This window comes from Streptomyces spinosisporus (genome assembly GCF_022698145.1).
Classification (GTDB): Bacteria; Actinomycetota; Actinomycetes; order Streptomycetales; family Streptomycetaceae; genus Streptomyces; species Streptomyces spinosisporus.
On sequence record NZ_JALDAX010000028.1, the window covers coordinates 1 to 13,341 of the forward strand.

Genomic DNA, 13,341 nt, shown 5'->3' on the forward strand with positions numbered 1-13,341 from the left:
CTCTCCGCCGCGTGCATCGCCGCGCCCACGATGCCCGCGTTGTTCTGCAGCTGTGCGGGGACGATCTCCGCCTGGATGCCCTCGATGAAGGGCAGGAACTTCTGGGCCTTGCGGCTGACACCGCCGCCGATGACGATCAGCTCCGGCGAGAACAGCATCTCGACATGGGCGAGGTACTTCTGCACGCGGTGCGCCCAGTGCTCCCACGTCAGCTCGCCGTCGTCCTTGGCCTTGCTGGAGGCGCGCTTCTCCGCGTCGTGGCCGTGCAGCTCGAGGTGGCCGAGCTCCGTGTTGGGCACGAGCCTGCCGTCGATGAACAGGGCGCTGCCGATGCCGGTGCCGAAGGTCAGCAGGATGACGGTGCCCATGCGGTCCTTGCCCGCACCGAAGCGCATCTCGGCGACGCCCGCCGCATCCGCGTCGTTGACGACCGTCACGGGCAGGCCGCCGAGGCGCTCGCTGAACAGGGCGCGCGCGTCGGTGTCGACCCAGCTCTTGTCGACGTTCGCCGCCGTGCGGACGGTGGAGCCGCCGGTGACCACACCGGGAAAGGTGAGGCCGACCGGGCCCGTCCAGCCGAAGTGCTCGACGACCTGCCGCACGCCGTCCGCCACGCTGTCGGGGGTCGACGGGTGCGGGGTGAGCACCTTGAAGCGCTCGTCAGCCAGGTCGCCCTTGTCCAGGTCCACCGGGGCACCCTTGATCCCGGATCCACCGATGTCCACGCCGAAGATCTGCATGGCCCTACGTTACGACGGACGACTGACGGTCACTCCCGCGAGGAGCCCGTCCGCTCCGCGATCAGCGCCGCCGCCTCCTCGCGAAGGTCCCGGCGCAGCTCCTTGGGCAGCGAGAACGTGATGGACTCCTCGGCCGCCTTGACGATCTCGACGTCCTCGAAGCCGCGCCCGGCCAGCCACTCCAGGACCTGCTCGACCAGGACCTCCGGGACGGAGGCGCCGGAGGTGACGCCGACCGTGGACACGCCCTGAAGCCAGGACTCGTCGATCTCGTCGGCGAAGTCCACCAGATACGCCTCACGCGCGCCCGCGAGCTTGGCGACCTCGACGAGCCGCTTGGAGTTGGAGGAGTTGCGGGAGCCGACGACGATGACCAGATCCGCCTCGGCGCCCATCTGCTTGACCGCGAGCTGACGGTTCTGCGTGGCGTAGCAGATGTCGTCGCTGGGGGGGGAGATCAGCTGCGGGAACTTCTCCTTGAGGGCGTCGACGGTCTCCATGGTCTCGTCGACGGAGAGCGTGGTCTGGGACAGCCATACGACCTTGGAGGGGTCGCGGACCTCGACCTTGGCGACGTCCTCGGGGCCGTCGACGAGCGTGATGTGCTCGGGGGCCTCGCCGGAGGTGCCGATGACCTCCTCGTGGCCCTCGTGCCCGATCAGGAGGATGTCGTAGTCGTCATTGGCGAAGCGGACGGCTTCCTTGTGCACCTTGGTGACCAGCGGGCAGGTCGCGTCGATGGTGGCGAGCCGGCCGCGCTCCGCCTCCTCGTGGACGACGGGGGCGACGCCGTGCGCGGAGAACATCACGATGTTCCCCTCGGGGACCTCCTCGGTCCGCTCGACGAAGATCGCGCCCTTCTTCTCCAGGGTCTGCACGACGTACTTGTTGTGGACGATCTCGTGCCGGACGTAGATCGGAGCGCCGTACTGCTCCAGGGCTTTCTCGACGGCGATCACGGCGCGGTCCACACCCGCGCAGTAGCCCCGGGGGGCGGCGAGCAGGACACGGCGGCCAGACGAAGCAGTCATGCATCCATCGTAGGGCCACGTTCGGCGGGTCAAAGATCGCGCCCTTGGGGAGACTGGCCGTGGAGTGGGAGGGGTGGGGAAGGACACGACGGACGAGGCGTCTGCGGAGGCGGCATGGCCAGGACCGGTACGGCGGCTACGAACACCGGCGAGGGGCATGACCTGCGGCGCAGCCTCGGTTTCCGGGATCTGGTGGTCTACGGGCTGCTTTTCATCGCCCCCATGGCGCCCGTCGGCGTGTTCGGCACCCTGGACGCGAAGTCGCACGGTGCCGTGGCGCTGGTCTACGTCGTCGCCACCGTCGCCATGGCGTTCACCGCGTTCAGCTACGCGCAGATGGTGCGCGTGGTCCCCCGGGCGGGCTCGGTGTTCGCCTACGCGCGCGTGGCGCTCGGGAAGGAGGCGGGCTTCGTCGCCGGGTGGATGGCGATGCTGGACTACGTGCTGATCCCGGCGGTCGCCTATCTCTTCTCCGGGATCGCGATGAACTCCCTGGTGCCGGAGGTCTCGCGCTGGGTGTGGACGGCGCTCGCGGTCGTCGTCACGACGCTGCTGAACCTGTGGGGGGTGCGTGCCGCGGCCCGGGCCGGCCTCCTGGTGCTGGTGATGGAAGTCGTGGTGCTGCTGGTCTTCGTGGTGTCGGCGCTGGTGGTGCTGGGGCGGGACGGCGCCGAGCGGGGCTGGTGGTCGCCGCTGTCGGGGGACGGTACGCAGGGGTCGTTCGCGCTGTCGGCGGTGATCGGGGCGGTCTCGGTCGCCGTGCTGTCCTATCTGGGCTTCGACGCCATCGCGTCCTTCGCGGAGGAGGCCACGGGCGGGTCCGGGAAGGTGGCGCGCGCCGTGCTGTTCTGTCTGGCGCTGGCGGGCGTGCTGTTCGTGGCGCAGACGTACCTGGTGGCGCTGCTGGAACCGGCGACGTCCGCGCAGCTGGCCGCCGATCCCGGCAAGCAGGGGTCCGCGTTCTACGACGCCGTGGACGCGTCGGTCGGTACGTGGCTGCACGACCTGGTGGCGGTCAGCAAGGCGATCGGGGCGGCGTTCGCGGCACTGGCCGGACAGGCCGCCGCGGCCCGCCTGCTGTTCGCCATGGGCCGCGACCGCCGACTGCCCCGGGCACTGGCCAGGACGGACACCGGGGTGCCGCGGGTGGCGCTGCTGTGCGCGGCCGTGATCACACTGATCGCGGCGGTGTGGGCCGCCCGCCGCGACGACGGGATGGACCACCTCGTGTCGGTCGTCGACATCGGCGCCCTGACAGCCTTCACACTCCTGCACGCAAGCGTGCTGGCATGGTTCGCGGTACGCCGCGCAGGCGGCCCACTGATCTGGTGGCGCCACGTACTGATGCCCGTCGCGGGCGCGGCGATCACCATCGCGGTGATCGCGGAGGCGTCCGGGACGGCACTCGTGGTGGGCGCCGCCTGGCTGGCAATCGCACTCGCGGTCCTGGTGGTACAGCGGGGGCGCGTGGATACGCCTGCGCCGCCTGAGCGCACGCAAGCGAGCGGAAAGGGCTGAGCCGACCGCACGGTGATCCGGTGCCCGCATGTGCTGATGCCCGTCGCGCCGGGGGGAGTCACCATCGCGGTGATCGCGAAGGCGTCCGGGGTGGCAGCCGTAGCGGGGCCGCCCGGTCGGCGGACGGACGCGCCGTGCCGGTCGTGCAGTGCGGGCGGGGCGGCACGCCCGCGCCACCCAGGCACACCCGCCGCGCGCGAGGGCCGCGTTCGCCGTCGCCGTGGTCGCGGAGGCGTCAGGGGCGGCAGTCGTGGTGGGGCCGCCCGGTCGGCGGACGGACGCGCCGTGCCGGTCGTGCAGTGTGGGTGCGCGGCGGGCGGCGAAAGGGGTGGCTGGGCTGGGCTGGGTTGTCGGTGGTGGCCGTTACCCTCGCGGCATGGCTCTCAATACGTCCGCGCAAGCCCCCCTGCCCGTCGGTGAGGTGTCGCGGCTCATCGGAGGGTGGATCGACCGGCTGGGAGCCGTGTGGGTCGAGGGGCAGATCACCCAGTTGTCGCGGCGGCCCGGTGCCGGGGTCGTCTTTCTGACGCTGCGCGATCCCTCTCACGACATCTCGATCAGCGTCACCTGCTACCGCCAGGTGTTCGACGCCGTGGCCGACGTCGTCAGCGAGGGCGCGCGGGTCGTCGTCCACGCCAAGCCGGAGTGGTACGCGCCGCGGGGCCAGCTCTCCCTGCGCGCCGCCGAGATAAGGCCCGTGGGCATCGGCGAACTCCTCGCGCGGCTGGAACAGTTGAAGAAGTCGCTGGCCGCCGAGGGCCTGTTCGCACCCGAGCGCAAGAAGGCCCTGCCCTTCCTGCCCCAGCTCATCGGCCTGGTCTGCGGCCGCGCCTCGGCCGCCGAGCGCGACGTACTGGAGAACGCCCGGCACCGCTGGCCCGCCGTCCGCTTCGAGGTGCGCAACGTCGCCGTGCAGGGCGTGCACGCCGTCCCGCAGGTCGTGCAGGCCGTCAAGGAGCTCGACGCGCTCGGCGAGGTGGACGTGATCATCGTCGCGCGCGGCGGCGGCAGCGTGGAGGACCTGCTGCCGTTCTCCGACGAGCAGCTCGTGCGCGCCGTCGCCGAGTGCCGCACCCCGGTGGTCTCGGCGATCGGGCACGAGCCCGACAACCCCCTCCTCGACCATGTCGCCGACCTGCGCGCCTCCACCCCCACCGACGCCGCCAAGAAGGTCGTACCGGACGTGGGTGAGGAGTACGAGCGCGTGCGGTTGCTGCGGGACCGTGCCCGGCGGTGCGTGGAGGCGTTCGTCGAGCGGGAGGAACGCGGGCTCGCCCATGCGCTCGCCCGGCCCTCGATAGAGGATCCGCACCGGATGATCGACGAGCGGGCCGATCATGTCGCCTCGCTGACCGACCGTTCGCGCCGCACGCTCCGGCATCTGCTCGACCGCGCCGACTCCGAGCTGACGCACACGCACGCGCGCGTGGTGGCCCTCTCTCCCGCCGCCACCCTCAAGCGCGGGTACGCCGTGCTGCAGAAGGAGGACGGTCACGTGGTGCGCGACCCGGCCGAGGTCACGGCACAGGAGACGCTGCGGGCGCGGGTCTCCGAGGGTGAGTTCTCCGTACGAGTCGATGCATAGGGTGGGCGGATGACCAGCAAGGTGGCGGGCAAGGAAGAGGCGCTCGGTTACGAGCAGGCGCGGGACGAGCTGATCGAGGTCGTACGACGCCTCGAGGCGGGCGGCACGACGCTCGAGGAGTCCCTCGCGCTCTGGGAGCGCGGCGAGGAACTGGCCAAGGTCTGCCGGCGCTGGCTGGACGGCGCCCGGGCGCGGCTGGACGCGGCGCTGGCCGAGGAGGAAGAGGAAGAGGCCGACGAGGACGGCGGCGCGTAGCCCCCCAGCCCCCAGCCCCCAGCCCCCAGCCCCACCAAACACCGGATCACCGGATCACCGGAACACCGCCACAGAACGTGGTCCGTTGTGAAACGGATCACCATGCCCCAGTTTTTGTTGAACATTGAACTTCACCGGCGTACGGTCATGCTCGTCAGCTTAACCGGACCGCGGTCCGGTTGCGAACCGGACGCCGTTACCGAGGAAGTTCAGCCATGTCTCTCGTTCTTGACCCCGCCGCCCAGGACCTGCTGTTCCGCGAGGCCCGCACCGCCAACACCTTCACCGACGAGCCGGTGACCGACGAGCAGGTGCAGGCGATCTACGACCTCGTCAAGTACGGGCCGACCTCGATGAACCAGTCCCCGCTGCGCATCACGCTGGTCCGCTCCGCGGAGGCCCGCGAGCGCCTGGTGCGGCACATGGCCGAGGGCAACCAGAAGAAGACCGCCACCGCCCCGCTGGTCGCGATCCTCTCCGCGGACAACGAGTTCCACGAGGAACTGCCGGAGCTCTTCCCGCACTTCCCCCAGGCCAAGGACGCCGTCTTCGGCGACCGCGTGATCCGGGAGAACAGCGCCGCCCTGAACGCCACCCTGCAGGCCGCGTACTTCATCATCGGCGTCCGCGCCGCCGGTCTCGCGGCCGGCCCGATGACCGGTCTCGACTTCGCGGGCGTCCAGAAGGAGTTCCTGGACGACGACCACACCCCGCTGATGGTGGTCAACATCGGCAAGCCCGGCGAGGACGCCTGGTTCCCGCGCTCCCCGCGTCTGGGCTACGAGCAGGTCGTCACCACCGTCTGAGCACCCCTCCGTCTGAGCACCCCTCCGTCTGAGCACCCCTCGCACGCGCGAAGGCCCCCGGCAGCACCGCCGGGGGCCTTCGCGTGCGTGCGGCTACGCCATCTTCAGCGCCGCGGCCATCTCGGTCAGCTGCTTGAAGGAGCCGGTGCCCGCGACCACCGTGGTCGAGCCCTTGCCGGGGAGCACCAGGGCGTCGTAGCGGCCGCCGGTGTAGTGGGTCCAGGTGCGGCCGGCGATCTTCTGGGTGGTCTTGGTCGCGCTGCCGCCCTGGCTCGCCTCGTCGATGAACTCCGAAGGCTTCTGAGTCGACTGCTCGATCTGCACGTACTGGTCGTCGGGGGCGTGGAAGCCCAGGTGCCAGGCGTCGAACTTGTCGCCCTGGAAGCGGACGGACGTCGCCTTCCAGCTCTTGGACAGGCCCTCGGGGGCGGCGACCGGGTAGGCCGCGGCGCGCCGTGCCGTGAGCAGCTCGACCCGGTAGTCGACCCGCTTGATGTCGGTGTCCTTGTCGTCGTGCGGGATGAAGATGTAGATGACCGCAGCGGCGATCCCGATCACGCCCAGGGAGAGCACCATGTCCCGGACCGTCTTCTGCTTGCCGTTCGAACCTGCCACGCCCTCTATCGTCGCAGGTGCCCGGTCCGCTCATCCGTGGGGTCCCCTGCTCATTTTGTCGCACTGACGATAGAGTCGGGGCGAACCCTCATCCGGCCGTCGTCGTATCAGAAAGGTGCGCCTCGATGACCGAGCATCATCACTTGCCGTCCGAACTCGAAGTCCCCAGTGAAGCCCCCGACCGCAACCTCGCCCTGGAACTCGTCCGGGTGACCGAAGCAGCCGCGATGGCCGCGGGCCGCTGGGTCGGGCGGGGCGACAAGAACGGTGCCGACGGCGCCGCGGTGCGCGCCATGCGAAGCCTCGTGTCCACCGTGTCCATGAACGGCGTGGTGGTCATCGGCGAGGGCGAGAAGGACGAGGCCCCGATGCTCTTCAACGGGGAGCGGATCGGTGACGGGACCGGCCCCGAGTGCGACATCGCCGTCGACCCGATCGACGGCACCACGCTGACCGCCAAGGGCATGCCGAACGCCATCGCCGTGCTGGCCGCCGCGGACCGCGGGTCGATGTTCGACCCGTCCGCCGTGTTCTACATGGACAAGCTGGTCACCGGGCCCGACGCGGCCGACTTCGTCGACATCAACGCCCCGGTGTCGGTGAACATCCGCCGGGTCGCCAAGGCCAAGCACTCCACCCCGGAGGACGTGACCGTCGTCATCCTGGACCGCCCGCGGCACGAGGGGATCATCAAGGAGATCCGGGACGCCGGGGCGCGGATCAAGCTGATCTCCGACGGCGACGTGGCCGGTTCGATCTACGCGATGCGCGAGGGCACCGGCGTCGACATGCTGCTCGGCATCGGCGGTACGCCGGAGGGGATCATCTCGGCCTGTGCCGTGAAGTGCCTCGGCGGCACCATCCAGGGCAAGCTGTGGCCGAAGGACGACGAGGAGCGGCAGCGGGCGCTGGACGCCGGGCATGACCTGGACCGCGTGCTGCAGACCGACGACCTGGTGTCCGGGGAGAACGTCTTCTTCGTGGCGACCGGCATCACCGACGGCGAGCTGCTGCGCGGTGTGCGCTACCGCTCGGAGAACGCGACGACCGACTCGATCGTGATGCGGTCGAAGTCGGGGACGGTGCGCCGGATCGACTCCGAGCACCGGCTGAGCAAGCTGCGGGCCTACAGCGCGATCGACTTCGACCGCGCGAAGTAGCCCGACCAAGAAGCGGGCGCCCCCTGGTGCGGTAGGGGGCGCCCGCTTCGTGCGTCCTGGAGGGGGGCGACTACCCCGCCTGCGGTATGCGCTCCACCCTCGCCGCCTTCTTCAGTTCCATTTCGCGACGGCGGCGGCGCGCCAGCACCACTCGGCGCTCGGCCGCCGTGAGGCCGCCCCAGACGCCGTAGGGCTCCGGTTGCAGGAGCGCGTGCTCGCGGCACTCGACCATGACGGGACAGCGGGCACAGACGCGCTTGGCCGCCTCCTCGCGGGAAAGCCTTGCGGCGGTGGGTTCTTTCGAGGGGGCGAAGAACAGGCCGGCCTCGTCGCGCCGGCACACCGCCTCGGTGTGCCATGGAGCGTCTTGGTCCCTGTCCCGCACTGGCACCCGCTGGGCCGGCACGGCAGCTACCTGCAGGGACGAATGCGGCGGTTGCAGCACGGTCTACTCCTGACGACGGCTTCGCGAGCGAGAGACGATGCGTCAAGGCCTACCCGCTGTGCGCGTGCCTATGCACTCAGTTCCGAACCGCTGGATTCCGGGGGGTTGTGAGCACCCGCGGCTGTCCGATTACGGGTGGACCAATGCGCGGGAAACACCGCCGGATTCACAACCGTCAACGATCCAGGTGTTTGCGCAAATCCTTGTCGACCTTGCGCCGGACCCGGTCGAGAATGTCGGCAACGAGCTTGCCGCGCTTGGGCCTTGCCTCGACATTGCCCAGTACGGCCCACCCGTCGACATAGATGACCGGGGCGTCCGGTTCAGCCGAATCCAGCGTGTCCACCTCGAAGTTGCCGAGCACACCGCCGCCGGTGCCGCGCAGCGACACATTCTCCGGGACGCGGATCTCCACATTCCCGAAGACCGAGACCGTCTTGATCACGACCTGCTGGTATTCGAAGAGCGCCTCGCTGAGGTCTATCTCCACGCTGCCGAAGATCGCGTACGCATGGATGCGGCGTCCCGCGCGCCAGCGGCCCTTGCGGACGGCGCTGCTGAACACCGCCACCACGTTCTCGTCGGGGTCGGCCGGGATGGCGCCCGTCGTGGGGCGGTTGGGGGCCGCGGCGAAGGCGGGGGCCGCTCGGCGCCGGTGCGCGGCCGGCAGGTCCCGGATGAAGACCTCCAGCTCGCCCACCGTCCTGGCGGCGAGCACACCCTCCACGCGCTCGGCGTGCTCGTCGGCGGTCAGCCGGCCCTCCGCGAGGGCTTCGCGCAGGATGTCGGCGATGCGGTCACGTTCGGCGTCCGAGGCACGCAGCTCGGCGGCCGGCGGCGAGGGCTCGGCATGCGTCTGCGGAGGCTGCTTCTGAAGGTCCACGACAGCAGCGTACCCAAACGCGATAGATCGCGACTACCCCCTGTGGAAAACCCACCGAAGACCCGACGAAGACCCGACGAAGACCCAACGAAGACCCGACGAAGACCCGACGAAGACCCAACGAAGACCCGACGAGGACCCGACGAGGACCTACTGAGGACAACCTCACAAGCCCGCCGCTCCAGGCAGGTCCTACGCTGGTGAGCGCCCGCCGGTGTCGGCGGGCCGCCGTCTGTCGAGTGAGGAATGGGCGAAGATGCCTGAGTTCGCGTACACCGATCTGCTCCCCATGGGAGAGGACACCACCACCTACCGGCTGGTGACCTCCGAGGGTGTCTCCACCTTCGAGGCCGACGGGCGGACGTTCCTCAAGGTGGAGCCCGAGGCGCTGCGCAAGCTCGCCGAGGAGGCCATCCACGACATCCAGCACTATCTGCGGCCCGCGCACCTGTCCCAGCTGCGCCGCATCGTCGACGACCCCGAGGCGTCGGCCAACGACAAGTTCGTCGCCCTGGACCTGCTGAAGAACGCCAACATCGCGGCGGCGGGCGTGCTGCCCATGTGCCAGGACACCGGCACGGCGATCGTGATGGGCAAGCGCGGCCAGAACGTGCTCACGCAGGGCGGCGACGAGGAGGCCCTGTCCAAGGGCATCTACGACGCCTACCACAACCTCAACCTGCGGTACTCGCAGATGGCCCCGCTCACCATGTGGGAAGAGAAGAACACCGGCTCCAACCTCCCCGCCCAGATCGAGCTGTACGCCACCGACGGCGGCGCGTACAAGTTCCTGTTCATGGCGAAGGGCGGAGGCTCGGCCAACAAGTCGTTCCTGTACCAGGAGACGAAGGCCGTCCTGAACGAGTCCTCCATGATGAAGTTCCTGGAGGAGAAGATCCGTTCGCTCGGTACGGCCGCCTGCCCGCCGTACCACCTGGCGATCGTCGTCGGCGGTACGTCCGCCGAGTACGCGCTGAAGACCGCCAAGTACGCCTCCGCGCACTACCTGGACGAGATCCCGGCCGAGGGCTCCGAGCTCGGGCACGGCTTCCGCGACAAGGAGCTGGAGCAGAAGGTCTTCGAGCTGACGCAGAGGATCGGGATCGGCGCGCAGTTCGGCGGCAAGTACTTCTGCCACGACGTGCGCGTGGTGCGCCTGCCCCGGCACGGCGCGTCCTGCCCGGTCGCCATCGCCGTCTCCTGCTCGGCCGACCGCCAGGCACTCGCGAAGATCACGCCCGAGGGCGTCTTCCTGGAGCAGCTGGAGACGGACCCCGCGCGCTTCCTGCCCGACACGACGGACGAGCACCTCGACGAGTCCGACGTCGTGCGGATCGACCTCAACCAGCCGATGGAGTCGATCCTCGCCGAGCTGACCAAGTACCCGGTCAAGACCCGGCTCTCGCTCACCGGCCCGCTGGTCGTGGCCCGCGACATCGCGCACGCCAAGATCAAGGAGCGGCTGGACGCGGGCGAGGAGATGCCGCAGTACCTCAAGGACCACCCGGTGTACTACGCGGGCCCGGCGAAGACCCCCGAGGGCTACGCGTCCGGCTCCTTCGGCCCGACCACGGCCGGCCGCATGGACTCCTACGTCGAGCAGTTCCAGGCGGCGGGCGGCTCCAAGGTCATGCTGGCCAAGGGCAACCGTTCCAAGCAGGTCACCGACGCCTGCGACGCGCACGGCGGCTTCTACCTCGGCTCCATCGGCGGCCCCGCCGCCCGCCTCGCCCAGGACTGCATCAAGAAGGTCGAGGTCGTCGAGTACGAGGAGCTCGGCATGGAGGCCGTCTGGAAGATCGAGGTCGAGGACTTCCCGGCGTTCATCGTGGTCGACGACAAGGGCAACGACTTCTTCCAGGACCCGGCACCCGCCCCGACGTTCACGACGATCCCGGTACGGGGCCCCGGGCTGGCGTAGCCCACTGGTCCGATCAGGTACGGCGCCGTCGCGGCCGGGAACACCCCCGGGCGCGGCGGCGCTGTAGCAGGCATGAGCGACTACCGCATCGAGCACGACTCCATGGGAGAGGTCCGCGTCCCGGCGGACGCGAAGTGGCGGGCCCAGACGCAGCGTGCCGTCGAGAACTTCCCGATCTCCGGCCAGCGCATCGAGCGCGCCCACATCGAGGCGCTCGCGCGCATCAAGGGCGCCGCCGCCAAGGTGAACGCGCGGCTCGGGGTACTCGACAAGGACATCGCCGAGGCGATCCAGGAGGCGGCGGCCGAGGTCGCCCGCGGGGACTGGGACGAGCACTTCCCGATCGACGTCTTCCAGACCGGCTCCGGCACCTCGTCGAACATGAACACCAACGAGGTGCTCGCCACGCTCGCGACCGAGCGGCTCGGCAGGGACGTACACCCCAACGACCATGTGAACGCCTCGCAGTCGTCCAACGACGTCTTCCCGTCCTCCATCCATGTCGCCGCCACCGCCGCCGTCACCCGGGACCTCGTCCCCGCCCTGGAGCACCTCGCCGCCTCCCTGGAGCGCAAGTCCGAGGAGTTCGCCGACGTGGTGAAGTCGGGGCGTACGCATCTGATGGACGCCACGCCCGTGACGCTGGGGCAGGAGTTCGGCGGGTACGCGGCCCAGGTGCGGTACGGCATCGAGCGGCTGTCCGCGACGCTCCCCCGGCTCGCCGAGCTGCCGCTGGGCGGCACCGCCGTCGGCACCGGCATCAACACCCCGCCCGGCTTCTCCGCCGCCGTCATCGAGGAGGTCGCCCGCGTCACCGGTCTGCCGCTGACCGAGGCCCGCAACCACTTCGAGGCACAGGGCGCGCGGGACGGCATCGTCGAGACCAGCGGGCAGCTGCGGACGATCGCCGTGGGGCTGACGAAGATCGCCAATGATCTGCGGTGGATGTCGTCCGGGCCGCGCACCGGGCTCGCCGAGATCAACCTGCCCGATCTGCAGCCCGGTTCGTCGATCATGCCGGGCAAGGTCAACCCGGTGATCCCCGAGGCGGTGCTGATGGTCGCCGCCCAGGTCACCGGCAACGACGCCACCGTCGCCGCGGCCGGCGCGGCCGGCAACTTCGAGCTCAACGTGATGCTGCCGGTCATCGCCAAGAACGTCCTGGAGTCGGTCCGGCTGCTCGCGAACGTCTCCCGGCTGCTGGCCGACCGGACCGTGGACGGCATCACCGCGAACCGCGAGCGGGCCCGCGAGTACGCCGAGTCGTCGCCCTCGGTGGTCACGCCGCTCAACAAGTACATCGGCTACGAGGAGGCCGCGAAGGTCGCGAAGAAGGCGCTGGCCGAGCGCCGCACCATCCGCGAGGTCGTCCTGGACGGCGGGTACGTGGAGCGCGGCGATCTCACGGTGGAGCAGCTGGACGAGGCCCTCGATGTCCTGCGGATGACGCGTCCGTGACGATTCGGCGCTGCGGCGCGAACCGTGACGCGCGCCGCAGCGTCGTATGCCCATGGCACCTAATATCTCTGCATGGCAGAGGGTGAAGCGGTGAGAGCGGACGTGGCGGCGGGCGGAGCGACGGCCTTCTGGACCCCGGGGACACAGATCCTGTGGCGGTACCGGGAGAACGGGGGCGCGCACTTCCACATCGCACGCCCCGTGACCGTCGTGCGCGACGACGCCGATCTGCTCGCCGTCTGGCTGGCCCCGGGCACCGAGTGCGTCAAGCCGGCGCTCGCCGACGGGACGCCCGTGCACGTCGAGCCGCTGGAGACCCGTTACACCAAGCCCCGTACCGTACAGCGCGACCGCTGGTTCGGCACCGGGGTGCTGAAGCTGGCCCGGCCCGGTGAGCCCTGGTCGGTGTGGCTGTTCTGGGAGCCGGGCTGGCAGTTCAAGAACTGGTACGTCAACCTCGAAGCCCCGCTTGAGCGTTGGGGCGGCGGGGTGGACTCCGAGGATCACTTCCTCGACATCTCCGTGCACCCGGACCGCAGTTGGCACTGGCGCGACGAGGACGAGTTCGCGCAGGCCCAGCGGGACGGGCTGATGGCTCCCGAGCTGGCCGAACAGGTGCGTGCGGCGGGCCGGTCCGCGGTGGAGGTGATCCGCGCCTGGGGCCCGCCGTTCAGCGACGGCTGGCAGCACTGGCGCCCGGATCCGTCCTGGGCTGTACCGTCTTTGCCGGAGGACTGGGACCGTACGCCCGCGCACGTGTCCACATGAGACCCTTGATGCGCCCCCGGTCCGCAACCGTAGGATCGTCCTCCGCAAGGGTGCAGTAGCAACTCCCGGAGCATGCGCTGGGCTTGACCGATCGTCACCGAGGGGCGGCAGGACGTGAGCGAGAGGAACGAGGGCAACATCGGCGGGGCACGCCCC

13 protein-coding genes are annotated in these 13,341 nt (G+C 70.0%); 8 read left to right on the plus strand and 5 right to left on the minus strand.

What is annotated here, in order from left to right; all coding sequences use genetic code 11:
- On the minus strand, positions 1-740 hold a 740-nt coding region (gene ppgK, locus MQN93_RS40655), incomplete at its 3' end, for a polyphosphate--glucose phosphotransferase (protein ID WP_242713445.1).
- Positions 741-769: 29 nt separating this feature from the next.
- Positions 770-1,771, minus strand: coding sequence for a 4-hydroxy-3-methylbut-2-enyl diphosphate reductase (locus MQN93_RS40660; protein ID WP_242713446.1), 1,002 nt, complete (start codon positions 1,769-1,771; stop codon positions 770-772).
- Between the two features lie 114 nt (positions 1,772-1,885).
- On the opposite strand from MQN93_RS40660, the gene MQN93_RS40665 reads away from it, so the two are divergent.
- The 4 genes from MQN93_RS40665 to MQN93_RS40680 all read left to right on the plus strand — a co-directional run bounded on the left by MQN93_RS40665 (position 1,886) and on the right by MQN93_RS40680 (position 5,935).
- On the plus strand, positions 1,886-3,289 hold the full coding sequence (locus MQN93_RS40665) for an APC family permease (protein WP_242713447.1): 1,404 nt from the start codon (positions 1,886-1,888) through the stop codon (positions 3,287-3,289).
- Between the two features lie 376 nt (positions 3,290-3,665).
- Positions 3,666-4,874, plus strand: a complete 1,209-nt coding sequence (gene xseA, locus MQN93_RS40670) for an exodeoxyribonuclease VII large subunit (protein WP_016437762.1) — start codon at positions 3,666-3,668, stop codon at positions 4,872-4,874.
- A 9-nt stretch (positions 4,875-4,883) separates the two neighbouring features.
- The gene (locus tag MQN93_RS40675; protein ID WP_242713448.1) at positions 4,884-5,129 is read left to right on the plus strand and encodes an exodeoxyribonuclease VII small subunit; all 246 of its coding nucleotides are present in this window, start codon (positions 4,884-4,886) and stop codon (positions 5,127-5,129) included.
- A 215-nt stretch (positions 5,130-5,344) separates the two neighbouring features.
- Positions 5,345-5,935 carry a malonic semialdehyde reductase gene (locus tag MQN93_RS40680; RefSeq protein ID WP_016437760.1) on the plus strand — a complete coding sequence of 197 codons (591 nt, stop codon included), beginning with the start codon at positions 5,345-5,347 and terminating at the stop codon, positions 5,933-5,935.
- 93 nt (positions 5,936-6,028) lie between these two features.
- On the opposite strand, the gene MQN93_RS40685 is transcribed toward MQN93_RS40680, so the two are convergent.
- On the minus strand, positions 6,029-6,550 hold the full coding sequence (locus tag MQN93_RS40685; protein ID WP_016437759.1) for a DUF4245 domain-containing protein: 522 nt from the start codon (positions 6,548-6,550) through the stop codon (positions 6,029-6,031).
- Between the two features lie 125 nt (positions 6,551-6,675).
- Here MQN93_RS40685 and glpX point away from each other — a divergent pair, with 125 nt between their 5' ends.
- Positions 6,676-7,710, plus strand: coding sequence for a class II fructose-bisphosphatase (glpX, locus tag MQN93_RS40690; protein WP_016437758.1), 1,035 nt, complete (start codon positions 6,676-6,678; stop codon positions 7,708-7,710).
- Between the two features lie 70 nt (positions 7,711-7,780).
- On the opposite strand, the gene MQN93_RS40695 is transcribed toward glpX, so the two are convergent.
- Positions 7,781-8,155, minus strand: coding sequence for a WhiB family transcriptional regulator (locus MQN93_RS40695; protein ID WP_016437757.1), 375 nt, complete (start codon positions 8,153-8,155; stop codon positions 7,781-7,783).
- 175 nt (positions 8,156-8,330) lie between these two features.
- Complete coding sequence (locus MQN93_RS40700; protein ID WP_242713449.1) at positions 8,331-9,038, minus strand: DUF1707 domain-containing protein; 708 nt, start codon at positions 9,036-9,038, stop codon at positions 8,331-8,333.
- A 256-nt stretch (positions 9,039-9,294) separates the two neighbouring features.
- On the opposite strand from MQN93_RS40700, the gene MQN93_RS40705 reads away from it, so the two are divergent.
- From MQN93_RS40705 to fomD, 3 genes are all read left to right on the plus strand, one after another.
- On the plus strand, positions 9,295-10,959 hold the full coding sequence (locus tag MQN93_RS40705; protein ID WP_016437755.1) for a fumarate hydratase: 1,665 nt from the start codon (positions 9,295-9,297) through the stop codon (positions 10,957-10,959).
- 72 nt (positions 10,960-11,031) lie between these two features.
- Positions 11,032-12,417: a class II fumarate hydratase gene (locus tag MQN93_RS40710; protein ID WP_242713450.1), complete on the plus strand. Its 1,386-nt coding sequence runs from the start codon at positions 11,032-11,034 to the stop codon at positions 12,415-12,417.
- Positions 12,418-12,489: 72 nt separating this feature from the next.
- Complete coding sequence (fomD, locus tag MQN93_RS40715; RefSeq protein ID WP_242713451.1) at positions 12,490-13,185, plus strand: cytidylyl-2-hydroxypropylphosphonate hydrolase; 696 nt, start codon at positions 12,490-12,492, stop codon at positions 13,183-13,185.
- The last annotated feature ends 156 nt before the right edge of the window (positions 13,186-13,341 follow it).